22 protein-coding genes are annotated in these 23,067 nt (G+C 71.6%); 11 read left to right on the plus strand and 11 right to left on the minus strand.

Going from position 1 to position 23,067, the window contains the following annotated elements; translation table 11 throughout:
• Positions 1-11: 11 nt before the first annotated feature.
• Entirely contained in the window at positions 12-1,424 is a 1,413-nt protein-coding gene (locus ACFZDA_RS24225) for an aminotransferase class I/II-fold pyridoxal phosphate-dependent enzyme (protein ID WP_391085215.1), read from the minus strand.
• A 46-nt stretch (positions 1,425-1,470) separates the two neighbouring features.
• On the opposite strand from ACFZDA_RS24225, the gene ACFZDA_RS24230 reads away from it, so the two are divergent.
• Positions 1,471-1,956 carry a carboxymuconolactone decarboxylase family protein gene (locus ACFZDA_RS24230; protein ID WP_391085218.1) on the plus strand — a complete coding sequence of 162 codons (486 nt, stop codon included), beginning with the start codon at positions 1,471-1,473 and terminating at the stop codon, positions 1,954-1,956.
• A 52-nt stretch (positions 1,957-2,008) separates the two neighbouring features.
• Here the strand turns inward: ACFZDA_RS24230 and ACFZDA_RS24235 are convergent, their stop codons facing one another.
• From ACFZDA_RS24235 to ACFZDA_RS24245, 3 genes are all read right to left on the minus strand, one after another.
• Positions 2,009-3,499, minus strand: coding sequence for a glutamate synthase small subunit (locus ACFZDA_RS24235; protein WP_391085221.1), 1,491 nt, complete (start codon positions 3,497-3,499; stop codon positions 2,009-2,011).
• Between the two features lie 118 nt (positions 3,500-3,617).
• Positions 3,618-4,097 carry an anthrone oxygenase family protein gene (locus tag ACFZDA_RS24240; RefSeq protein WP_391085224.1) on the minus strand — a complete coding sequence of 160 codons (480 nt, stop codon included), beginning with the start codon at positions 4,095-4,097 and terminating at the stop codon, positions 3,618-3,620.
• Positions 4,098-4,237: 140 nt separating this feature from the next.
• Positions 4,238-4,942: a DUF2293 domain-containing protein gene (locus ACFZDA_RS24245; RefSeq protein WP_391085732.1), complete on the minus strand. Its 705-nt coding sequence runs from the start codon at positions 4,940-4,942 to the stop codon at positions 4,238-4,240.
• Between the two features lie 84 nt (positions 4,943-5,026).
• On the opposite strand from ACFZDA_RS24245, the gene ACFZDA_RS24250 reads away from it, so the two are divergent.
• Positions 5,027-5,659, plus strand: coding sequence for a uridine kinase (locus ACFZDA_RS24250; RefSeq protein WP_391085227.1), 633 nt, complete (start codon positions 5,027-5,029; stop codon positions 5,657-5,659).
• A gap of 134 nt (positions 5,660-5,793) precedes the next feature.
• Positions 5,794-6,222 carry a CBS domain-containing protein gene (locus ACFZDA_RS24255; RefSeq protein WP_391085230.1) on the plus strand — a complete coding sequence of 143 codons (429 nt, stop codon included), beginning with the start codon at positions 5,794-5,796 and terminating at the stop codon, positions 6,220-6,222.
• A 43-nt stretch (positions 6,223-6,265) separates the two neighbouring features.
• Here the strand turns inward: ACFZDA_RS24255 and corA are convergent, their stop codons facing one another.
• Positions 6,266-7,393 carry a magnesium/cobalt transporter CorA gene (corA, locus tag ACFZDA_RS24260; protein ID WP_391085234.1) on the minus strand — a complete coding sequence of 376 codons (1,128 nt, stop codon included), beginning with the start codon at positions 7,391-7,393 and terminating at the stop codon, positions 6,266-6,268.
• A gap of 288 nt (positions 7,394-7,681) precedes the next feature.
• Between corA and ACFZDA_RS24265 the strand changes: the two genes are divergently transcribed.
• Complete coding sequence (locus ACFZDA_RS24265) at positions 7,682-8,476, plus strand: methyltransferase domain-containing protein (RefSeq protein WP_391085237.1); 795 nt, start codon at positions 7,682-7,684, stop codon at positions 8,474-8,476.
• Positions 8,477-8,502: 26 nt separating this feature from the next.
• On the opposite strand, the gene ACFZDA_RS24270 is transcribed toward ACFZDA_RS24265, so the two are convergent.
• Together ACFZDA_RS24270 and ACFZDA_RS24275 are read right to left on the minus strand one after the other, a co-directional pair.
• Positions 8,503-9,468 (minus strand): PfkB family carbohydrate kinase, encoded by a 966-nt coding sequence (locus ACFZDA_RS24270; RefSeq protein WP_391085240.1) that lies wholly within the window; start codon positions 9,466-9,468, stop codon positions 8,503-8,505.
• On the minus strand, positions 9,465-10,370 hold the full coding sequence (locus ACFZDA_RS24275; protein WP_391085734.1) for a pseudouridine-5'-phosphate glycosidase: 906 nt from the start codon (positions 10,368-10,370) through the stop codon (positions 9,465-9,467). Before ACFZDA_RS24275 ends, ACFZDA_RS24270 begins: the two co-directional genes overlap by 4 nt.
• A gap of 101 nt (positions 10,371-10,471) precedes the next feature.
• Between ACFZDA_RS24275 and ACFZDA_RS24280 the strand changes: the two genes are divergently transcribed.
• The gene (locus tag ACFZDA_RS24280; protein ID WP_391085243.1) at positions 10,472-10,900 is read left to right on the plus strand and encodes a VOC family protein; all 429 of its coding nucleotides are present in this window, start codon (positions 10,472-10,474) and stop codon (positions 10,898-10,900) included.
• Between the two features lie 8 nt (positions 10,901-10,908).
• Here the strand turns inward: ACFZDA_RS24280 and ACFZDA_RS24285 are convergent, their stop codons facing one another.
• Together ACFZDA_RS24285 and ACFZDA_RS24290 are read right to left on the minus strand one after the other, a co-directional pair.
• The gene (locus ACFZDA_RS24285) at positions 10,909-11,463 is read right to left on the minus strand and encodes a methylated-DNA--[protein]-cysteine S-methyltransferase (RefSeq protein ID WP_391085246.1); all 555 of its coding nucleotides are present in this window, start codon (positions 11,461-11,463) and stop codon (positions 10,909-10,911) included.
• A gap of 66 nt (positions 11,464-11,529) precedes the next feature.
• On the minus strand, positions 11,530-12,402 hold the full coding sequence (locus ACFZDA_RS24290; RefSeq protein ID WP_391085249.1) for a glycerophosphodiester phosphodiesterase family protein: 873 nt from the start codon (positions 12,400-12,402) through the stop codon (positions 11,530-11,532).
• A 287-nt stretch (positions 12,403-12,689) separates the two neighbouring features.
• On the opposite strand from ACFZDA_RS24290, the gene ACFZDA_RS24295 reads away from it, so the two are divergent.
• The 5 genes from ACFZDA_RS24295 to ACFZDA_RS24315 all read left to right on the plus strand — a co-directional run bounded on the left by ACFZDA_RS24295 (position 12,690) and on the right by ACFZDA_RS24315 (position 19,783).
• Complete coding sequence (locus tag ACFZDA_RS24295) at positions 12,690-13,556, plus strand: MHYT domain-containing protein (protein ID WP_391085252.1); 867 nt, start codon at positions 12,690-12,692, stop codon at positions 13,554-13,556.
• A gap of 40 nt (positions 13,557-13,596) precedes the next feature.
• Positions 13,597-15,735 carry an excinuclease ABC subunit UvrB gene (uvrB, locus tag ACFZDA_RS24300; RefSeq protein WP_391085255.1) on the plus strand — a complete coding sequence of 713 codons (2,139 nt, stop codon included), beginning with the start codon at positions 13,597-13,599 and terminating at the stop codon, positions 15,733-15,735.
• A gap of 138 nt (positions 15,736-15,873) precedes the next feature.
• The gene (locus ACFZDA_RS24305; protein WP_010039633.1) at positions 15,874-16,452 is read left to right on the plus strand and encodes a TerD family protein; all 579 of its coding nucleotides are present in this window, start codon (positions 15,874-15,876) and stop codon (positions 16,450-16,452) included.
• Between the two features lie 76 nt (positions 16,453-16,528).
• On the plus strand, positions 16,529-18,547 hold the full coding sequence (locus ACFZDA_RS24310; RefSeq protein ID WP_391085259.1) for a TerD family protein: 2,019 nt from the start codon (positions 16,529-16,531) through the stop codon (positions 18,545-18,547).
• Positions 18,548-18,781: 234 nt separating this feature from the next.
• The gene (locus tag ACFZDA_RS24315; protein ID WP_391085262.1) at positions 18,782-19,783 is read left to right on the plus strand and encodes a TerC/Alx family metal homeostasis membrane protein; all 1,002 of its coding nucleotides are present in this window, start codon (positions 18,782-18,784) and stop codon (positions 19,781-19,783) included.
• Positions 19,784-20,032: 249 nt separating this feature from the next.
• On the opposite strand, the gene ACFZDA_RS24320 is transcribed toward ACFZDA_RS24315, so the two are convergent.
• Together ACFZDA_RS24320 and ACFZDA_RS24325 are read right to left on the minus strand one after the other, a co-directional pair.
• Complete coding sequence (locus tag ACFZDA_RS24320; RefSeq protein WP_391085265.1) at positions 20,033-21,307, minus strand: MFS transporter; 1,275 nt, start codon at positions 21,305-21,307, stop codon at positions 20,033-20,035.
• A gap of 94 nt (positions 21,308-21,401) precedes the next feature.
• Positions 21,402-22,448 (minus strand): LD-carboxypeptidase, encoded by a 1,047-nt coding sequence (locus ACFZDA_RS24325; protein ID WP_391085268.1) that lies wholly within the window; start codon positions 22,446-22,448, stop codon positions 21,402-21,404.
• A 103-nt stretch (positions 22,449-22,551) separates the two neighbouring features.
• On the opposite strand from ACFZDA_RS24325, the gene aroQ reads away from it, so the two are divergent.
• Positions 22,552-23,025, plus strand: coding sequence for a type II 3-dehydroquinate dehydratase (aroQ, locus tag ACFZDA_RS24330; protein WP_391085271.1), 474 nt, complete (start codon positions 22,552-22,554; stop codon positions 23,023-23,025).
• Positions 23,026-23,067: the final 42 nt, after the last annotated feature.

Below are 23,067 nucleotides of genomic sequence, written 5' to 3' on the forward strand. Positions count from 1 at the left end.
TCACGGGCCGGTCACGGCGGCGGCAGTGCACGGCACAGCGCCTGAAGGGCCGGCCCGTACGCATGCTCGGAGGGAGTCGCGTACCCCACGACGAGGCCGTCACCCGCCGCCATGTCCGTGTCCGGGTGCCGGAACGCCGCGAGGCCGTCCAGGGCGATGCCCTGCCAGACGGCGGCCTTGACCGCGGACGCCTCGGTGCCCGGCGGCAGCCGCAGTACCGCGTGCAGTCCGGCCGCGACACCGGTGGCCCGGATGTGCGGCGCGTGCTCGGCGAGCGCCGCGACGAGCCGGTCACGGCGGCTGCGGTAACGCTGCCGCATCCGCCGTACGTGACGGTCGTACGCCCCGGAGACGACGAAGTCCGCGAGGCTCAGCTGGTCGAGGACGCTCGCCCACGCCTCCCGGTCCCCCTTGGCGGCCAGGACGGCGTCGACGTACCGCTCCGGGAGCACCATCCAGCCCAGCCGCACCGCCGGTGACAGGCTCTTGCTGACCGAGCCGATGTGGATCACGTGCTCGGGATCGAGGCCCTGGACCGAGCCGACCGGCTTGCGGTCGTAGCGGAACTCGCCGTCGTAGTCGTCCTCCAGGACCAGCCCGCCACGCGCGCGTGCCCAGTCGATCACGGCGGCCCGGCGTTCGGGGTGCAGCGGCCCTCCGGTCGGGAACTGGTGTGCCGGCGTGAGCAGCACGGCACGCTCGCGCCCCAACCGGTCGACCCGGGCGCCGTCTGCGTCGAGGGGGAGCGGCACGGTCCGCACCCCGGCCGCCGCGAGGACCTCCCGGTGGAATCCGAGCCCGTACGCCTCCACCGCCAGGGGCCCGCGCAGGACGCCCCCGCCGAACAGCAGCCGCAGCGCGTGCGCGAAGCCGGAGCAGATCACGATCCTGCCCGGTTCGGTGCGCACACCACGCGCGCGTGCCAGGTACTCCGTGAGCGCCTCCCGCAGTTCGATCCGGCCGGCCGGATCGCCCGGCCCGAACACCTCGTTGGGCGCCTGCTGCAGAGCCCTCCGGTAAGAGGCCAGCCACGCGGTGCGCGGGAACGACGAGGCGTCCGGTGTGCCCTGCGTCAGGTCGTGCCGGGGTCCACGCGCGCGTGGAGGTGCCGCTCGCGGCACGCGGGGGACAGGCCGCAGCGGCTCGGCACGCTCCGCGACCCGGGTGCCCGAGCCCTGCCGGGCGGTGAGCCAGCCCTCCGCGACGAGTTCCGCGTAGGCGTCGGCCACCGTGTTGCGGGCGACGCCGAGATCGGCCGCGAGCGAGCGGTACGGCGGCAGCCGCGCACCCGGAGCGAGCCGCCCGCTGCGCACGGCCTCCCGCAGGGCCCGGGTCAGCGCCGCGCGCCGCCCGCCCGGCCCGGTCAGCTCCAGGTGCAGGTCGGACCCGATCCGTTCCGCCGAATTGACCCACGAATCCCCCATGGAAATGCACCCTACAGTGGGTCTTTACGTCCGTAGGCTCAAGGACATGACAACGCACCCGAGCACGAGCGACACGCAGGTGAAGGCGCCCCGGCTGGAGTTCGCCAAGTCCGCCCCGAAGGCTTTCCGGGCCCTCATCGCCTTCGACGCCGCCGCCCGCGAGGGCCTCGACACGGCCCTCGTCGAACTGATCCAGATCCGCGCCTCGCACCTCAACCACTGCGCGTACTGCCTGCACATGCACACCAACGACGCCCGCAAGGCCGGCGAGAGCGAGGACCGGCTGCACATGGTCGCCGTGTGGCGCGAGGCCCGGCACTTCTTCAGCGAGCGGGAACAGGCGGCCCTCGCCCTCACGGAGGCGATGACGCTCGTCGCCGACGCGGGCGTCCCGGACGAGGTCTACGCACAGGCCGCGGCCCGCTTCGACGAGCGCGAACTGGCCCACATCCTCGCCCTGATCTGCACGATCAACACCTGGAACCGGGTGGCGCTGTCGACGGGGAAGGTGGCGGGCACGGACGAGCGGTGATCGCCCCCGGACCGGACTGGACCGGACCGGACCGGACTGGACCGGCCGTTGCCTAGACCACCATGGGCCGGTCGTAGGGTCCGATCGGCGACGGGAGCCGCGAACTGCCCGTCAGATGACGGTCGACCGCCGCCGCCACGGCCCGCCCCTCGGCGATCGCCCAGACGATGAGCGACTGGCCGCGGGCGGCGTCTCCGGCGGCGAACACGCCGGGCACGTTCGTGGCGAAACCGGCGTCACGCGCGATCGTGCCGCGAGGCTCCATGTCCAGCCCCAGCCGGTCGACGAGCCCGTCCCTCCGGTCGGGCCCCAGGAAACCGAGGGCGAGCAGCACGAGGTCGGCGGGGAGTGTCCGCCCGCTGCCCTCCACCGGGCGGCGCCGCGCGTCCACCTCGACCAGGTGCAGCGACCGCACATGGCCGTCCGCGTCACCGTCGAAACGCAGCGTGGACGCCGCGAACAGCCGCGCGTCCGCGTCGGCCACCGGCGCCGTCCGCAGGTCACGGGCCTCCTCGTGCGCGGCGGACAGCCGGTAGATCCGCACCGGATACGTCGGCCAGGGCTCGCTGTCCTCGTCGCGCTCGGTGTCCGGCAGCGCGTAGATGTCCAGCTGGGTCACGGACGCGGCACCCTCCCGGACGGCCGTGCCCAGACAGTCGGCCCCGGTGTCGCCGCCGCCGACGATGACGACGTGCTTCCCGGCGGCCGACAGCGGGGACGTCTCCAGATCGCCCTCGCACACCCGGTTGGCCAGCGGGAGGTACTCCATCGCCTGGTGAATGCCCGTCAGCTCCCGCCCCGGCACGCCGAGTTCGCGCCACACGGTCGCCCCTGTGGCGAGCACCACGGCGTCGTAGCGAGTCCGCAGATCGTCGGCCGCGATGTCCCGCCCGACCGCCGTCGACGTACGGAACTTGGTCCCCTCGGCCCGCATCTGCTCCAGCCGCCGCTCCAGATGGTGCTTCTCCATCTTGAACGCGGGGATGCCGTACCGCATCAGCCCGCCGAGCCGGTCGTCCCGCTCGTACACGGCGACCGTGTGCCCCGCCCGGGTCAGCTGCTGGGCCGCCGCCAGCCCGGTCGGCCCGGAACCGATCACCGCGACCGTCTTGCCGGACAGCCGCTCCGGCGGCCTCGCCGGCGTGAAGCCCTCCTCCCACGCCCGGTCGGCGATCGCGCACTCCACGTTCTTGATGGTGACGGCCGGCTGGTTGATCGCCAGCACACACCCCGCCTCGCACGGCGCCGGGCACAACCGGCCGGTGAACTCCGGGAAGTTGTTCGTGGCGTGCAGCCGGTCGGCGGCGGCCCGCCAGTCCTCCCTCGAGACCAGGTCGTTCCACTCGGGGATCAGGTTGCCCAGCGGGCAGGCCTCGTGGCAGAAGGGGATGCCGCAGTCCATGCAGCGGTCGGCCTGCTTGCTGATGATCGGCAGCAGCGCCCCGGGGACGTACACCTCGTCCCAGTCCCTGGCCCGCTCCTCGACGGGCCTGCGCGGCCAGTCCTGGCGGGGGGTGGTCAGGAAACCCTTGGGGTCGGCCATGGCCGTCTTCCTTGCCTACGCTGTGACAGGCCGTGCGCCGTCGGGCGACGCTCCTTCCGGCCACGATACGTCCGCCGCGGCACCCGCGCAGGGGGCGGGACAGCGTCGGCCGACGCGCTCAGGTGAGTGCCAGCACGTACGCCACCGCCGCCCCGGCCGAGGCGGCCGTGCGGACGTGGTTCCATATCGTCCACTCGCGCACATACGCCGGCCAGTACGCGGCCGCCTCCGGGGTGTCCGGCCCCAGCCTCAGCAGCGCGTCGTTGCGCGGCACGTTCGCGACCATGGTGACCCCGAACGAGCCGAACAGGTACAGCGCGCTGCCCACCAGCAGTTCCCCCGTCCCCTCCTGCGGCCACAGCACGAACGTCACCACGGCGATCACCGCGCACAGCACGGCCGACCCGAGGAACACGGCCATGAAGGGCGGCGCCACCGCGGCCACGTTGATCGCGTTCATCGCGGCGACCCCCTGCGCGGGCGGCAGCGTGGCGAGGGCCCGCATGACGAAGGTCGAGAAGCCGCAGAACACCCCGGCCACCAGGCCGGTCCCGAGCACACCCAGCACGGTCAGCACGAAGTACGGTCCGTCGATCATGTCAGCCTCTCCCGCTCCTCGACCCCGGGATCCTGCCCGGGCACCCTTCCTCACCACAAGTGAAATCCCGTACGAGAACAGTGACGGTGCACGGCACGCGAGTGTCACCGACCGACTGACCGGCCGCCCGGCCGGCCCGGTCACCCGGTGGAACCGAGCCGTGCCTCGGTCCACCCCCGCAGCACCGTCTCCACCGCCGCCGCGATCCGTCGCCGCGCCTCGTGCCGGGGCACCCCGCTCATCAGCAGCCGGTCGTACGGCGTGTCCAGATGCCGTACGGACGCCACGACCGCCGAGGTCACCGCCCCCTGAGTCAGCGCCCGCCCGGCCGCGCTGCGGCCCACTCGCCCGCTGCCCCGCTCCGAGGCGTGCGCGGCGATGGCCCGCGCACGATCGGCCGGGCAGCCGGGAAACAGCCGCCGTATCTCCGCGGCGAACGCCTCGGCGAACAGGGCGTCCTGGGCCGCTCTGCGTCGCGCGTCCCGCACCCGGCGCCGCCGTCGCGCCTCGGCGTCCGCCAGACACCGCTGCTCGGCCCGCGCGAGCGCCGCCTCCTCGACCAGAACGCCCTGCCGCTCATAACGGCTCTTGCGCCGGTTGAACCGCACGACCACCGCCGACAGCCCGCTCTCCTCCCGCGATCTGCGCGTCAGCGCGGTGTCGCCGCGCGGCAGGAACACCAGATGTCCGAGGTCGGCACAGTCGAGGCAGCGCGGGGCAGCGTCCTCCAGGACGAGCAGCGGCAGCGGCCCTCGCCGGCACTCGGCGCAGTGCCGCCGCTTGAGGGGCTGGAAGACGAGGAGGCCGGTGGGGGTGTGGGGCGGGAGCGTCGCGCGCGGTGCCATACGGCGGTCGGGGACCATAGGGGGTTCATTCCCGCCGACGGGAGCCCGGCACGTCCTGCCGCGGTCTGACGCATCATGGGCCGTGTGCGACTCGAAGCGATCACCTGGGACCGGCTCGGCGACACACTCGCCGAGCGTCTGCTCGACGTGAAGCCCGCCGACGGCAGTCCCTGGCCGCGCGTCGCCTTCGACGGCGCCCCGGCCGCCCGGCCGGGAGATCTCGCCCGGCGGGTCTGCGAGGCGCTGCGGATACGCGGCCGGTCCTCGCTGGTCGTGGGCACGGAGGGCTTTCTGCGCCCCGCCTCCGTGCGCCTGGAGTACGGCCACCGGGACGTGGAGTCCTATTACAGCGGCTGGTACGACACCAGCGCTCTGTGGCGCGAGGTGTTCGGCCCCCTCGAAGCCGGGGGCGACGGCCGCGTCCTGCCGGATCTGTGGGACCCGGACGCCGACCGGGCCACCCGCAGCCCCTACGTCCAACTCCCGCCCGGCGGCGTACTGTTGCTGCACGGTCCCTTCCTCCTTCGGCACTGGTTCCCCTTCGATCTGAGCGTTCACGTCCTGCTCTCCCCGGGCGCCCTGCGCCGCCGTACACCCGAGGCCGAGCACTGGACCCTGCCGGCCTTCGAGCGCTACGAGCAGGAGACCGACCCGGCGGGTACCGCCGACGTCCTGGTGCGCGCCGATGATCCGCGCCATCCGGCGTGGGGCGGCTGAGCCGCTGTCCTGCTGCTCGGGGGAGGGGGCGCTGTCCCGTGTGCGGGCTCCGGGTGACGCGGCGAGAATGAAGGGCGCCGGGACTCGCGGTGCCTCCCGCGCCGCGCCGGCCGTCCGGCACCGGGAGGTATTCCATGACCACCGCCGGAGACATCATGCACCGAGGCGTCCAGTGGATCCCCGCCCACGAAACCCTCGACCGCGCGGCTCAGCTCATGCGCGAACTGAACGTCGGCGCCCTGCCCATCAGTGACGCGAACGAGCGGCTCTGCGGCATCCTCACCGACCGCGACATCGTCGTCGGCTGCGTCGCCATGGGGCACGACCCCGCCGAGGTCACCGCGGGCGAGATGGCCAAGGGCACGCCCCGCTGGATCGACGCGGACGCCGACGTGGCCGAGGTGCTCCAGGAGATGCGGGAGCACCAGATCCGCCGGCTGCCCGTCATCCAGGACAAGCGCCTGGTCGGCATGATCAGCGAGGCCGACCTGGCCCGGCATCTGGCGGGCGACCAGATCGCCTCCTGGGCCGAGGGCGTCTACGCCAGGACCAGCCCGCGCTGACCGCGCCTCACCCCATCACGACCCCGCAGGTCACGGCCCTGGGTCAGAGCCAGCCGCTGCGCCGGAAACCCCGGTACAGCGCCAGGCACGCGACGGATATGACGCCTATGACCATGGGGTAGCCGTAGCGCCAGTGCAGCTCCGGCATGTGGTCGAAGTTCATGCCGTACACCCCGCAGACCATCGTCGGCACGGCGACGATCGCGGCCCACGACGTGATCTTCCGCATGTCCTCGTTCTGCGCGACCGTGACCTGCGCGAGGTGCGCCTGGAGGATGGAGTTGAGCAGTTCGTCGAAGGAGGCGATCTGCTCCTTCGCCCGCAGCAGGTGGTCCGAGACATCGCGGAAGTACGCCTGTATCTCCGGGTCGACCGCCCGGATCGGCCGGGTGGCGAGATCCTCCAGCGGCCGGCTGAGCGGCACCACCGCCCGCTTCAGCTCCAGCAGTTCACGCTTGAGCTGGTAGATGCGCCCCGGGTCGGCCCGCGCGCCGGTCTCCGCGAACACGTCCGTCTCGACCTGGTCGATGTCCTCCTGCACCGAGTCCGTGACGGTCAGGTAGTCGTCCACCACGTGGTCCGCGATCGCGTGCAGCACCGCGGACGGGCCCTTGGCCAGCTGGCCGGGGTCGGACTCCAGCTCCTCGCGCAGCGGGCCCAGCGAGCCGTGCCGGCCGTGCCGCACCGTGATCACGAAGTCCTTGCCGACGAAGACCATGATCTCGCCGGTGTTCACCACCTCGCTGGTGGCCGTGAGTTCCTCGTGCTCGACGTAGCAGACCGTTTTGAACACCGCGAAGAGCGTCTCGCCGTAGCGCTCCAGCTTGGGGCGCTGGTGCGCCTCGACGGCGTCCTCCACGGCCAGGGGGTGCAGGTCGAAGAGCTCGGCGATGCCCGCGAACTCGTCGTCGGTCGGCTCGTGCAGGCCGAGCCAGACGAAGCCCTCGCCCTTCTTGCGCACACACTCCACGGTGTCCACCAGATCGCCGCGCGCGGCGGTGCGGGCCCCGTCCTGGTACGTCACGCAGTTCACCACGGAGGAGCCCAGCGGGGAGCGGGCCGGGTGACTCAGGTCGACGCGCGGGCGCCGCCGGGCCAGCCGAGCCACCCTGCGGAGGCCGCCGACGCCGCCGAGGCTCGTGACCTTGCGCAGATTCCCTGCCATGGACATCTGCATCTCCTTGCGTGGAGCTCCTCGCGCCGTTCCCGCGCCTTGGCGGCAGTCTGCCAGGCCGACGTGAGCTGCGGGTAAGCCTGTGGAAACGGCTCGTTCCGCTTTGTTCCCGGCTGTGGACGAACGACGTTCCCGGCTGTGGACGAACGACTCCGGGTGCCCTCACGCCGGAGACTTCGACGCGTATCGGGCGCCGTGCGGTTCTCCGTGCCGGAGCGTCGGTCATCACCGGCAACTGGAGTATCGACCATCACGGATAAGTGGGATAAATGGGAAGATCGCGGCATGACGCGAACCGACGGGTACCTCCTCGACAACCGGCAGACCGAGGCGGCAGAGCACTTCAGCGCCTTCGCCGCTCTCTTCGACCCCACGACGTTCCGGCATCTCGAAGCGCTCGGCGTCGGATCCGGCTGGCGGTGCTGGGAGGTGGGAGCCGGCGGCACCTCCGTGGTGTCCTGGCTGGCGAAGAAGGTCGGCCCGACCGGACGCGTCGTCGCGACCGGCACCGACACCTCACAGCTCGCCCCCGCGGCCCGGCCGCCCGTGCAGGTGCGCGTGCACGACCTCGGCGCCGACGAGCCGCCGGAGGAGGGCTTCGACCTGGTACACGCCCGTCTCGCCCTCGTCCACGTGTCCGACCGGGCACGGGCCATGCGATCCATGGTCCAGGCGCTGCGCCCCGGCGGGCGCATCCTCGTCGAGGACGCCGACCCCGCCCTCCAGCCGCTGCTCTGTCCCGACGAGTACGGCCCCGAGCAACAGCTCGCGAACCGGCTGCGGCACGGCTTTCGCAAACTGCTCGCCGACCGCGGGACCGAACTGCCCTGCGGCCGGGTCCTCCCACGGCTGCTCCGGGAGGCAGGCGTGACCCGGGTGCAGGCCGACGCCTACTTCCCCGTCGCCTCGCCGGCCTGCGCCGCCCTGGAGTCGGTGACGATCCGCCAGGTCCGTGACCAGCTCGTCACCGCGGGCCTCGCCACGGACCAGGACATCGACCGGCATCTCGCGAACGTCACGGCCGGCAGCCTCGATCTGACGACGGCGCCGATGATCTCGGCGTGGGGGCGCAAGCAGTAGTCAGAGGTGGTGCGGGGCGCCGGGCATCAACCGGGCAGGGGTGGTCTGCCGCCCACCCGCTCCACCGCCCTCGCACCCGCCCGGCAGCCCTCTTCCGCCGCCTCCTCGGGCCCGGCACCCGCGAGCAGGGCGGCGAGGAACGCGCCGGTGAAGGCGTCACCGGCGCCCGTGGTGTCCCGTGGCGTCGCCGGTACGGCGGGGACCCGGGCGCACACCTTCCCCGAGCGGGCGACGAGCGCCCCCTCGTGCCCCTGCTTGACCACCACCAGCGGCACCCGCAGGCTCAGCTCGGCCGCCGCGTCGGCCGCGTCGGTCAGCCCCGTCAGCAGACACGCCTCGTCCCGGCTGGGCAGCAGCACGTCCACGCCCTCGACGAGCGCGAGGAACCGACCGGCGCCCAGCTCCCCGAGGAAACCGGCCGACGCGGGGTCCAGACTCACCGGCACACCCCGCACGCGTGCGGCCTTCAGAGCCACCGTCACCAGGGCGCGACTCGGCTCGGAGAACAACAGGTAGCCCGACAGGTGCAGCCGGGCCACGCCGTCGAGCAGCGCGTCCGACCAGTCGGCCGGTTCCAGCCGCAACGACGCGCCGCTGTCGGTGAGGAACGTCCGCTCCGCCGAAGCGCCCCCGTCCACCAGGCAGATCACCGTGCCGGTCGGCGCCCGCGGGTCGACGACCAGCCGCGGACGCACGCCGTGGGCCACCAGCTCACGCTCATGCCAGGCAGCGGCCTGTACGCCCACACGTCCGAGCAGCCGCACCTCCGCCGCGCCCCGGTGCGCCGCCCAGCACGCCACGTTGGCGCCCGCCCCGCCGGGCACCGTCCGGATCGAGGCAGCCGTGTCCGTACCGGCGGCGAGCGGCCCCACGTGCCGCGCGACGACGTCCGTGATGACGTCCCCGACGACCAACAGCGCCCCGCCCGCTGTCGAGGTCTCCGCCGCGTCGGCTCCTACCACCGCACCGCGGTCGGCCCCGGCCCCGGTCATCCCCGCGCCCAGGCCGCCGCGATCCGCGCCGCCAGGCGTACGTTGCCGCGCACCGCCGCCAGGTTGGCGCTCAGGGAGGCGCCGTCGGTGTGCCGAACGAGGTAGTCGAGCAGGAACGGCGTGACCGCCTGGCCGGTGATCCCCTCCTCCTCGCACGCGTGCAGCGCGTCGCCGAGCACGCGCGCGTGCAGTTCCGGATCGAGCTGCTCCTCCTCGGGGACGGGGTTGGCGACGATCAGCGCCGACTCCGGCCCGCCGAGCGCGTCCTGGGCGCGCATGACACCCGCCACCTCGTCCGGTGTGCGCAGCGTCCAGTCCACCGGATGCCCCGAGTCGGACAGATAGAAGCCGGGGAACCGGTCCGTCCCGTAACCGGCCACCGCGACACCCAGCGTCTCCAGCCGCTGCAAGGTCGCCGGCACATCCAGGATCGACTTCACCCCGGCACACACCACGGTGATCCGGGTGCGCGCCAGCAGCCCCAGGTCGGCCGACTCGTCCTGCGTCACCGTCCACTGCCGGTGTACCCCGCCGAGCCCACCCGTCGCGAACACCCGCACGCCCGCCAGCGCCGCCAGCAGCGCCGTCGCCGACACCGTGGTAGCCCCGCTCACCCCGGAGGACATCGCGAGCGGCAGGTCGCGGTGGCCCAGCTTGCGGATGCCGTCCTCGTTCGCGACCCGCTCCAGCTGCTCCTTGTCCAGCCCCACATGGGGCCGCCCGTCCAGCACGGCGATCGTCGCGGGCACAGCGCCTTCCTGCCGCACCGCCGTCTCCAGCTCCAGCGCCACCTGGAGGTTGCGCGGCCGCGGCAGCCCGTGGGCGATGATCGTGGACTCCAGGGCCACCACGGGCCGACGCGCGTCGATCGCCCCCCGCACCTCTTCTGACACCACCAGCACCACGCGCCTGCCTCCTGTCGCTCGGTCTTCCCTCATCTCTGGCGGGCGGCGCGCCGGGCCAAACCCTTGCGGGCTGTCGGCGACGTCACGAGCCTGGGTGCATGACGGACAACACACCGCGACTCGACCACGTCGTCCTCTGGGTGCGCGACCCGCTCACCGCCGCGGACTTCTACGAGAAGGCCGTCGGCCTGGAGACGGTCAGGCTCACCGAGTTCGCCGCCGGTGAGGCGCCGTTCCCCTCCGTGCGCGTCAACGACGAGACCATCCTCGACCTCATGCCGCTGACCTTCGCGGAACGCATGACGATGCTGCCCGGCGCCGCCGACAGCGCGGGGCACCCCGTCAACCACGTCTGCCTGTCACTGCCCCGGGGCGACTTCGACGCCCTTCTCAGCCGTCTGGCGGAACGCTCCGTACCGGTGTCGGACCTCTCGTACGACTCCTTCGGGGCCCGGGGCAAGGCCACACGCAGCTTCTACTTCCGCGACCCGGACGGCAACATCTTCGAGGCACGGCACTACGACTGACCAGGACCTCAGAACAGCGGTTCGGGCAGCACCCCTTCGAGGGCCAGCAGCGTCCGCTTGGTCTCCAGCCCGCCCCCGAAGCCCCCGATGCCGCCGTCGCTCTCGACGACCCGGTGACAGGGCACCACCACCGGCAGCGGGTTCGCGCCCATCGCCGTGCCCACGGCCTGGGCGGCACCCGGCTGGCCGACCCGTCCGGCCAGATCGCCATACCCGACGACCGTGCCGTACGGCACTCCTGATGCCAGCTCGCGCAGGACCTCGCGGTTGAAGCCGGAGATCAGCGACCAGTCCAGCGGCAGGTCGAAGGCGTGGCGCTCACCCGCGAAGTATGCCTCGACCTGACGTATCGCCTCGGCCAGCAGCGGGGAGCCGGGCGCCTCGGCGGGCTCGGTGCCCAGCCGTGACGCCAGCCGCTCGACCGCCCGGTCCCGCACCGCGTCCGTGGCATGGAACACGACGTTCACCAGGCCCTCGCGGGTCGCCGCCAGCAGCAGCGGGCCGATACCGCTGTCGACGACGGCCCACACGACCCGCTGCTCAACCTGCCCATGGCTGTCCATGCGCCCACCGTACGGCCCACCACTGACAACGCCGCCGCGGACGGACCCACCGCCCACCGGCCTGCCTCACCCGCCCACGGCCTCACGCACCACATCCGGCTTGTTCGTGATGATCCCGTCGACCCCGTACCCGGCCGCCCGCCGGGCCCTCGCCGCGTCGTCGACCGTCCAGGTGAGGACCTGCAGCGGCCTGCCGTGCGGCCCGGTGAACGCCTGGACGGAGGCGACGTACGCCGTGGAGAGCGAGCCGTACGACGGGTTGATCTGGTCGGCGAAGCCGGCGTAGAGCGGCAGGTCCGACACGGGCGGCGTGCCCAGCAGGCCGGTCTTCACGGCGGGCTTCAGCTCGTGCACCGTCCGCACGCTGTCCGCGCTGAAGCTCTGCACGATCAGCCGTCCCGCCACGTGCGACCGGTCCAGCCAGCCCTCGTTGCCGAGAACCTTGAGCGTCTGCCGCTCGATGCCCTGATACAGCTCCGGGTTCTTGATCTCCAGAAGAAGCTTCTGGTGATGACGCTCGACGCGGCGCACGAACTGCTCCAGCGTCGGCACGCGCGCGCCCGCGTACGCGGGGCCGAACCAGCTGCCCGCGTCGAGACGGGCGATCTCCGCGGCGGTGAAGTCCTTCACCTTCCAGGGAGCCCGGTCGGGGTAGACCTCCTCCACGTCGGTGGTACGCCGCAGGGTGTCGTCGTGGAAAACGACGAGCTCACCGTCCCTGGTCCGCTGCACGTCGTTCTCCACCCAGCGGATGCCCAGCGCGGCCGCCTTGTCGACGGCGGCCAGCGTGTTCTCGGGCGCGTACGCGGAGGCCCCGCGGTGTGCGATGACCAGCGGCCGACCGCCGTCGGCGGCGGCCTGCGCGGGGGAGGCGGGGAACAGCAGGGCGGCGGTCCCCAGGAGCGCGGTGGTCGAGGCGGCAACAGCGCGCGCGTGCATAAGTACTCCTCGCGTCGAGCGATCACGGCGTCACAGACAGCTCAACTGTGACAGCAGAGGGTCAACGAGCGAGGGGTACAGGATGGCCACAGGTTGAATGGAAAGGACCCAACTCCGCACACCGGTACCGCACAACTGGGGCAAGGACGTGTTTCTTTGCCGGAAAGTCGTTCGACCATTCCGGTGGGGGTCATACTCTCTGCGTCAACCCTGACCGCTGCCGCGGTCCTGGGAGGGGGCGCAGATCGGGAATTCCGGGACGCAAAGGGCGGGAAGGGCAGCCGCGCATGCAGGGCACGGTCGACGGATTCAGCTACGGCCTGGTCACACCCCTGGTGGCCTACCTCATGGCCTGCCTCGGAGGTGCCCTGGGCCTGCGCTGCACCACCAGATCCATGCTCGTCGCCCAGTCCTGGCGCCCCGGCTGGCTCGCCCTCGGCTCGGCCGCCATCGGCTCCGGCATATGGACCATGCACTTCATCGCGATGATGGGGTTCACGGTCCGGGGAGCCACGATCCACTACGACAAGCCGATGACCTTCGCGAGCCTGGCCGTCGCGATCGTGATGGTCGGCGTCGGGATCTTCATCGTCGGCTACAAGGGGGCCCGCGGAACGGCCCTTTTCACCGGCGGCACCATCACCGGCCTGGGCATCGCGTCGATGCACTACCTCGGCATGGCCAGCATGCACCTGGACGGGAAGCTGGAGTACGACACCCTCACCGTCGGCATCTCCGTCGCGATCGCCATGGCCGCGGCCACCGCCGCCCTGTGGGCGGCCGGCCAGGTCAGGGGCCTGATGTGGAGCGTGGGCGCCAGCCTCGTCATGGGACTGGCCGTCAGCGGCATGCACTACACCGGCATGGCCGGCCTCAGCGTCCACCTGCACGGCACGGCCGAGCCCACCGCGGGTGAGTCGCCCGCCGCCCTGCTCGCGCCCATGCTGGTCGGCCCGCTCGCCTTCCTCCTCCTCGCGGGCGTCGTGGTGATGTTCGACCCGCTGATGGTCATGGGGAAGCCCGCGGTCGCCCCCGTCGAGCACAGACCCGGCATTCCCGCCCACATCCACATCCCCCACAACCCGCAGCGCCTGCGGCTCCGCCCCCGCCGCACCCTGGAGCACCGGGGCTCCCGAACCCCGCAGAACCGCTGACCGGAGCCCATTGTCAGTGCGGGGTCGTACGGTGGATCCCATGCGGCCCGTTTCCCAGATCGAACGCACGGTGGCGCCCTTCGAGGTCGTCAGCCCCTACCAGCCGAGCGGCGACCAGCCGACGGCCATCGCCGAGCTCGCCCAGCGCATCCAGGCAGGCGAGAAGGACGTCGTCCTCCTGGGCGCGACCGGCACCGGCAAGTCCGCCACCACCGCGTGGATGATCGAGAAGCTCCAGCGCCCCACGCTCGTGATGGCGCCGAACAAGACGCTGGCGGCCCAGCTGGCGAACGAGTTCCGCGAGCTGCTGCCGAACAACGCGGTCGAGTACTTCGTCTCGTACTACGACTACTACCAGCCCGAGGCCTACGTCCCGCAGTCGGACACCTACATCGAGAAGGACTCCTCGATCAACGAGGAGGTCGAACGCCTGCGCCACTCCGCGACCAACTCGCTGCTCACCCGCCGCGACGTCGTCGTGGTCGCCTCGGTCTCCTGCATCTACGGCCTCGGTACACCGCAGGAGTACGTGGACCGCATGGTCCCCCTCCGCGTCGGCGAGGAACACGACCGCGACGAGCTGCTGCGCCGCTTCGTGGACATCCAGTACACGCGCAACGACATGGCCTTCACCCGCGGCACCTTCCGTGTCCGCGGCGACACCATCGAGATCTTCCCGGTCTACGAGGAGCTGGCCGTCCGCATCGAGATGTTCGGCGACGAGATCGAGGCGCTGTCCACGCTGCACCCGGTCACCGGCGAGATCATCAGCGACGACCAGCAGCTGTACGTCTTCCCGGCCTCCCACTATGTCGCAGGGCCCGAGCGCCTGGAGCGGGCCATCAACGACATCGAGAAGGAGCTGGGCGAGCGTCTCGCCGAGCTGGAGAAGCAGGGCAAGCTCCTGGAGGCCCAGCGCCTGAGGATGCGCACGACGTACGACATCGAGATGCTCCGCCAGATCGGCTCCTGCTCCGGCGTGGAGAACTACTCGATGCACTTCGACGGCCGCCTGCCCGGCTCCCCGCCCAACACCCTGCTGGACTACTTCCCGGACGACTTCCTCCTCGTCATCGACGAGTCGCACGTCACGGTCCCGCAGATCGGCGCCATGTACGAGGGCGACGCCTCCCGCAAGCGCACCCTCGTCGACCACGGCTTCCGGCTGCCCTCCGCCCTGGACAACCGCCCGCTGAAATGGGAGGAGTTCCAGGAGCGCATCGGCCAGACGGTCTACCTGTCGGCGACCCCCGGCGCCTACGAGTTCTCCCGCTCGGACGGATTCGTCGAGCAGATCATCCGCCCCACCGGCCTCGTCGACCCGGAAGTCGTCGTCAAGCCCACCGAGGGCCAGATCGACGACCTGGTACACGAGATCAGGCAGCGCACCGAGAAGGACGAGCGCGTCCTGGTCACCACGCTCACCAAGAAGATGGCCGAGGACCTCACGGACTACTTCCTGGAACTGGGCATCCAGGTGCGCTATCTCCACAGCGACGTCGACACCCTGCGCCGCGTCGAACTCCTGCGTGAGCTGCGCGCCGGTGAGTACGACGTGCTGGTCGGCATCAACCTCCTGCGGGAGGGCCTCGACCTGCCCGAGGTGTCCCTGGTGGCGATCCTGGACGCCGACAAGGAGGGCTTCCTGCGCTCCGGCACCTCCCTGATCCAGACCATCGGCCGCGCCGCGCGCAACGTCTCCGGCCAGGTCCACATGTACGCCGACAAGATCACCCCGGCGATGGAGAAGGCCATCGAGGAGACCAACCGGCGCCGGGAGAAGCAGATCGCGTACAACAAGGAGCGGGGCATCGACCCCCAGCCCCTCCGCAAGAAGATCAACGACATCGTCGCCCAGATCGCCCGCGAGGACATCGACACCGAGCAGCTGCTCGGCTCGGGCTACCGCAAGGCGAAGAAGGACGGCGGGGGCACCAAGGCGCCCGTGCCGTCCCTGGGCCGGGGCACCGAGGGCGCCAAGCCGGCCAAGGGCAAGGCCAAGGAGACGGCGCCGACCGACCGCCCCGCGGCCGAACTCGGCGAGCAGATCGAGGAGCTGACCGCACGCATGCGGGCCGCCGCCGCGGACCTCCAGTTCGAGATCGCGGCCCGCCTGCGCGACGAGGTCTCCGAGATGAAGAAGGAACTGCGCCAGATGAAGGAGGCGGGCCTGGCCTGAGAGCGGACCCCGTACGCGCAGTGTTGCAAGACCGACACAAAGTGCGGACCGGGGTACGTCACTGTCAGTGCCCCTGCGTAGTGTTCTGATCAACCGCGACCGCGCGGCAACAGGGGACGTCCGAGAGGGGATCAGCGCGTGACCGTCAACATGACCAAGGGTCAGGCCATCAGTCTGCAGAAGAACGACGGCGGCAGCCTGACCGCGGTGCGCATGGGTCTCGGCTGGCAGGCGGCTCCCCGGCGCGGCCTGTTCGGCTCGCGCACGCGAGAGATCGACCTCGACGCCTCGGCCGTCCTGTTCGCCGACAAGCAGCCGGTCGACGTCGTCTTCTTCCGCCACCTGGTGAGCGACGACGGCTCGGTGCGCCACACCGGTGACAACCTCGTCGGCGGTGTCGGCCAGGGCGGCGACGACGAGGCGATCCTCGTCGACCTCTCGCGCGTCCCGGTCCACATCGACCAGATCGTCTTCACCGTGAACTCCTTCACGGGCCAGACGTTCCAGGAGGTGCAGAACGCGTTCTGCCGCCTGGTCGACGAGACCAATGGCCAGGAGCTCGCCCGCTACACCCTGGCCGGCGGCGGCCAGTACACCGCCCAGATCATGGCCAAGGTGCACCGCTCGGGCCCGGGCTGGACGATGACGGCCCTCGGCAACCCGGCCAACGGCCGCACCTTCCAGGACCTGATGCCGGCGATCCTGCCCGTCCTCTGACGCCCCGGGGACGACCGGCCGGGACGGGCAGGCGAGCGGTACACGACACCACACAACGACACAGGGGGAGAAGGCGATGACGGCCGAGCTGGTGCGGGGGCAGAACCACCCGCTCTCCCAGGCCCGCCTCGAGATCCGGGTCTCGGCCGGCACGCCGATCGTGGCCGCCGCCGCGCTCAGCGACGAGAACAGCCGGATCCGCGGGGCGGAGTGGGTCGCCCACCCGGGCGCGCCCACCCAGCCGGGTCTGGAGGTCTCCCGGCAGGCCGCCGCCGAGCATCGCCTCGCCGTGGATCTGGACGCCGTGCCGGAAGCCGTCCACCGGGTCGGTGTGCTGCTCGCCCTGCCCGCCGCCGCGGCGGGCCCGGCCCGTTTCGGTGCCGTGGCCGCCCCGTTTGTCGCCGTCACCGGCCTCGACGGCGCCCAGATCGCCAGCTACACCATCACCGGCCTGGAAGCCGAGTCGGCGGTCGTCGCCCTGGAGCTCTACCGCAGGCAGGGCGCCTGGAAGGTGCGCGCCGTCGGCCAGGGCTACGCGGGCGGCCTCGCCGAACTCTTCACGGACCAGGGCCTGCCCCAGGCGCACCGGCTCGCCGGCACCATCGACGACGCGGTGGCCCAGGGCCTGGCCCGCTCGGTGCAGGCGCCCCCGCCGCGCACGGCGGACGGCGACCGCTCCCGGCAGACCGCGGCCCCGGCCCTCGGCCCGGACCAGAGCGGCACCGCGCCGCAGCCGGGCCAGACACCACCGATGACGCCGTACGGCGGTCAGACGTCCGGCGGGCCGGGGCAGCCCGCGCCGCAGACACCGTCGTACCCCGGCGCGGCCCCGGATCCCAACGCCGTCACCCAGCCCTCCACGCCCACCACGGGCGGCCCGGTCGACTACAGCCACCCGCGCCGCCAGAACGCCGCCCCGCCCCCGCCGCCGCCCACCGCACCCCCGGCCGCACCCGGGCAGCCCGCCCAGCCCGTCGCGGGCGACGCGACCCGCTGGTCCATGGACGAGCGGCTCTACAACCAGGTGTGGGGCATGTTCGAGGACCTGGCCCGCAGCACTGCCGCCTACCGCAGCGCCGTCGACTTCGCCGAGTCCCGCATGGACAAGGAGCTGGATGAGGTCCTCTCCGATCCGCGCAGCCGGATCGGAGGACAGGGCGACGCGGTCCGCGAGGCGGCCCGCGCCCGGCACGACCAGCTCGTCGCCCAGGCCGGCGAGGTCCTCGACCGGGACCTCACCCAGCTCGCGGCCGAGGCCGAGGTCGTCGAACCCGCCCTCCCGCCGGCGTACGCCCGCTGGGACAGTCCCGTCTGGCACGCCTACCGGGTACCGATGGAGATCCCCATGGCCCTGCGCCTGGGCGACCTCCATCTCCCCGAAGCCGACCGGATCCGCATCCCGATGCTGGTCAGGCTGCCGCTGGAGCGCGGCCTGTGGATCGACAGCGGCCGGACCGGCTCGTCCGACGGTTCGTTCGCGGACTCGCACGCCCTGGGGCGTCTGGCCCTGGAGACGGCGGTCGCGCACGCGGCCCGGCTGCTCGCCGTCCACCCGGCGGGGGAGTTCACCGTCCACGTCATCGACCCGGCCGGCTCGGGTGCGCAGCCGCTCGCGCCCCTCGTACAGACCGGTGTGCTCGCGGCCCCGCCCGCACTCGGCGCCGCAGGGGTGGCGGACGTGCTGGGCCGGCTCACCCAGCGGGTCGACCTGGTGCAGATGGCGGTGCGGGGAGGCGCCGCAGACTCCCTCCCGCCGGGCTTCGACACCTCCCAGCAACTGCTGATCGTCAATGACTTCCCGCACGGCTTCGACGACCGGGCCGTGAACCAGTTGCGCTACCTCGCCGACGAGGGCCCCGCCTTCGGCGTCCATCTGATGATGGTGGCCGACCGCGAGGAGTCGTCCGGGTACGGGCCTTTGCTCGACCCGCTGTGGCGTTCGCTGCTGCGACTGACCCCCGTGCCCGACGATCACCTCGCCGACCCGTGGGTCGGGCATGCCTGGACGTACGAGCCCTCGCTCGTGCCGCCGGGCAGCCAGGTCCTCCAGCAGGTTCTCACCCAGGTCGCGGCTGCTCGCGCCAAGTATGTGTAAAGCCCTCTGACACCCCTCTGACCAGGTTCTTTGGTCTTTCTTTTGCCAAGCGCTTTACCTGTTCTTGGTGATTGGGGTACTGTTGACGGCACGGAGGGGAGTACTCCCTGTCTGCTGCGGCGTACCCGTCAATACGGATCAGGCCAGATCCCGGGGCGTCGGCCCATCCTTGGGTGGAAGAGACCTCCGGCAGCGACGACGCTGACATTTGCCGTTACGACTGCCGGAGGCGCAGTGGATGTTTCCGTGACCCTATGGGTCCTGACCATCGTGGGGCTCGCCGCCCTGATCGCGGTCGACTTCTTCATCGGCCGCAAGCCGCACGACGTATCGATCAAGGAAGCCGGGATCTGGACGGTCGTCTGGATCGTCCTCGCCGCGCTCTTCGGGCTCGGTCTGCTGGTGTTCGGCGGCGGCCAGCCCGCCGGCGAGTTCTTCGCGGGCTTCATCACCGAGAAGTCGCTGAGCGTCGACAACCTCTTCGTCTTCGTCCTGATCATGGCGAAGTTCGCGGTGCCGTCGCAGTACCAGCAGCGCGTGCTCCTGATCGGTGTCCTCATAGCCCTGGTCCTGCGGGCCATCTTCATCGCCGCGGGTGCCGCGATCCTCGCCAGCTTCTCCTGGGTCTTCTACATCTTCGGCGCCTTCCTGATCTGGACCGCCTGGAAGCTCATCCAGGAGGCCCGGGCGGACGAGGAGGACGAGGACTGGGAGGAGAACAAGCTCCTCAAGGCCGCCGAGCGCCGCTTCGGTGTGGCGGACCGCTACCACGGCACCAAGCTGTGGATCCAGGAGAACGGCAAGCGGGTCATGACCCCGATGCTGGTCGTGATGCTCGCGATCGGCACCACGGACGTGCTGTTCGCGCTCGACTCCATCCCCGCGATCTTCGGCCTGACGCAGGACCCGTACATCGTCTTCACGGCCAACGCCTTCGCCCTGATGGGTCTGCGCCAGCTGTACTTCCTCATCGGCGGTCTGCTGAAGAAGCTGGTGCACCTCAGCTACGGCCTGTCGATCATCCTGGGCTTCATCGGCGTGAAGCTGGTGCTGCACGCGCTGCACGAGTCCGGGGTGCACGTGCCCGAGATCAGCATTCCGGTCTCGCTCGGCGTGATCTGCGCCGTCCTGATCGTCACCACGATCACCAGTCTGCGGGCTTCGAAGAAGCAGGCGGCGGCCGAGGCGGCGCAGGCGCAGAGCGGAGGCGCTCCGAAGGACAGCATCGACGTCTGACCACGTCGGACGCGCGAACAACCATCACCGGGACCGGTGGCCGGCAATTCGCCGGCCACCGGTCCCGGTGCTTGTTTGTCCTTGAGCGCGTTCCCCGGCCCGGGAGCGCCGTGGCCGGCTGGAGGTGCCATGAAGTTCGTACCCGTCAAAGCCGTCTGCCGTCTGCCGTCAAAGCCGTCAGCCGACCACGCGTCCGCGCCGTCCACGGGTAAACGCTCACGCAAGCGTTTACCCGCACCATCACGGACGTCACCCCGAAGCCGGCTCCGCAGCCGCCGTCACCGGCACCGGACGCGTCTCCGGCAGCAGCGCGAAGCACCCCAGGCTCAGCAGTGCCACCGCCGTCAGATACGCGGCCACGCCCCAGGGCACCCGCCCGCCCTGCTCGGCCAGCGTCGTCGCCACGATCGGCGTGAGCGCGCCCCCGATGACCCCGCCGAGGTTGTAGCCGACGGCGGCGCCCGTGCAGCGCACCCGTGGCGCGTACAACTCCGGCAGATACGCGGCGATCACGGCGAACATCGTGATGAACGCGAGCATCGCCCCGAGGAAGCCGAGGAACATCGGCAGCGGCGCGCCGGTGGCGAGGAGCGCGACCATCGGGAACATCCACAGGGCGGCGGCCGCACATCCGGCCAGGCACAGGGGACGCCGGCCGTACCGGTCCCCCAGCAGCGCCACCAGCGGCGTGAGCACGCCCTTCACGAGCACGGCGCCCATGATGCAGGTCAGCATGACGCTCCGGCTCACCCCGAGCCGCTCCGTCCCGTAGGCGAGCGACCAGGTCGTCACGGCGTAGAAGATCGCGTAGCCGATGGCGAGCGCCCCGCCGGTCAGCAGCAGAAGCCGCCAGTGGTCGCGCAGGACCTCGACGAGCGGCACGCGCGCGTGGTCGTCGATTTCCAGGAAGCTGGGGCTCTCGGCGAGCGACGAGCGCAGCCACAGCCCCACGGCGGCCAGCACCCCCGCCGCCCAGAACGGCACCCGCCACCCCCATGAGGCGAACTGCCCCTCGGACAGCGTCGCCGAGAGCCCCAGCACCACACCGTTGGCGAGCAGGAACCCCAGCGCGGGCCCGACCTGCGGAAAGCTCGACCACAGGCCCCGCCGCCCGGCGGGCGCGTGCTCCACCGTCAGCAGCACCGCCCCGCCCCACTCCCCGCCGAGCCCCAGCCCTTGGAGGAAACGCAGCACCAGGAGCAGCAGCGGAGCGACCACGCCGATCGTTCCGTACGTCGGCACACAGCCGACCGCGACCGTGGAGGCACCGGTCAGCAGCAGGGAGGCGACGAGGACCGGCCGCCGCCCGTGCCGGTCCCCGATGTGCCCGAACAGCACCGACCCCAGCGGCCGCGCGATGAAGCCCACGCCGAAGGTGGCGAAGGCGGCCAGCGTCCCCGCCACCGGCGAGAAGGTCGGGAAGAACAGCGGCCCCAGGACGAGGGCCGCCGCGGTGCCGTAGACGAAGAAGTCGTAGAACTCGATGGCCGTGCCGGCGAGCGAGGCGGCCGCGAGGCGCGGCATGGAAGGTGCCCTTACGGAGCGTTCGTCGTGCATGCCGCCTCAACTACCCACCGTGACGGCGGGTTACGGGGGCGTGCGGAGGCCCCGGGGGCCCTCAGTACGTGACCGTGATGCGCCGGGCCGGTCCGTCCACGCGCACGGTGCCGCCGTACGGGATCACCAGTTGCGGATCGGTGTGCCCGAAGTCCACGTCGAAGACGATCATGGTGTCGGGTGCGTAGGCACGCATGGCGCGCAGCACGGCCTCCCGCTGGTCGGACGCGTGACGAGCGGCCTGCTCCGGGCTGTTGGGCCGCTCGAAGGACCAGGTCTTCGGGCGGCCCGTCAGGAGGGCCGAGAAGCGCTGGAGCAGCCCGCGTTCGCCCATGTTGCGAAGGGTGCGGAAGACCTCCGTGGCGCTCGGCATGTCCTCCGAGGTCTCCAGGAGCAGCACACCACCGTCGTACTCGGACAGGTCGTGTGCGATCTCGCGGTCGGCCATCAGCAGCCGGCCGACGATCTCCAGGCATCCGCCCCAACTGCGGCCCTCCACCACGCGGTCGGCGTCGACCCAGGTCCAGCCGGTCCCGGGCCGGGTCTCCGGCTCCGCCTCGAAGGTCGCCGGGTCCGCCCAGTCCCGGTCGACGTCACGCCACCGCTCGGCGGGCCGCAGCTCGTACGGGCCGGAGGTGAACAGGGCGGCGCGCAGGGACTCGGCCGTCTGCGGGTGCATGGCCCCCGGACGGCCCAGCTCGCACATCACACTCGCCCCGTGAAAGGCGACGATGCCGCTGTTGTGGAGGTAGGCGAGCAGGTTCGTGTTGTCGCTCATCCCGAAGAACGGCTTGGGGTTGGCCCGGATCAACTCCCGGTCCAGCAGCGGCAGCACGGTGATCTGGTCGTCCCCGCCGATCGACGCGATGACCGCCTTGATGTCCGGGTCGGCGAAGGCCGCGTGGATGTCGTCGGCCCGCTCCTGGGGCGAGGAGCCCATCCGGCGGGTCGCCGGGTACTCGACCGGCTCCAGCCCGTACTCCTCGCGCAGCCGCTCCAGGCCCAGCTCGTAGGGGAGCGGGAAGAGCCCCGGCAGGCCGGACGAGGGCGAGAGCACGGCGATGCGGTCACCGGGGGACGGCTTGGGCGGGTAGGAGAGGCTCGTCATGCCGGGAGGTTACGGCCCGGCGGTCCGCCGGCGCACCGTGATAAACCGGGTCCGAGCAGCGGTCCGCCACGGGCCGCCCGACCCCGAACGGACCGGAGGAACCGTGCCCCGCACCCTGGCCAACGCCCCGATCATGATCCTCAACGGCCCCAACCTGAATCTGCTCGGCCAGCGTCAGCCGGAGATCTACGGCTCCGACACACTCGCCGACGTCGAGGCCCTGTGCGCCAAGGCGGCGGCCGCGCACGGCGGCACGGTCGACTTCCGCCAGTCCAACCACGAGGGCGAGCTGGTGGACTGGATCCACGAGGCGCGGCTGAACCACTGCGGCATCGTGATCAACCCGGGGGCCTACTCGCACACCTCCGTCGCGATCCTTGACGCCCTCAACACCTGTGACGGCATGCCTGTGGTGGAGGTCCACATCTCCAACATCCACAAGCGTGAGTCGTTCCGGCACCACTCCTACGTCTCGCTGCGCGCCGACGGGGTCATCGCGGGATGCGGGGTGCAGGGCTACGTCTTCGGCGTGGAACGGGTCGCGGCGCTGGCCGGGGCGGGGCACGCCGAGGCCTGAACGGGCGGGGCGCACCGACGCCTGAGGTCTTCCGCGACCGTG

Source organism: Streptomyces sp. NPDC007991, assembly GCF_042958445.1.
Lineage (GTDB): Bacteria > Actinomycetota > Actinomycetes > Streptomycetales > Streptomycetaceae > Streptomyces.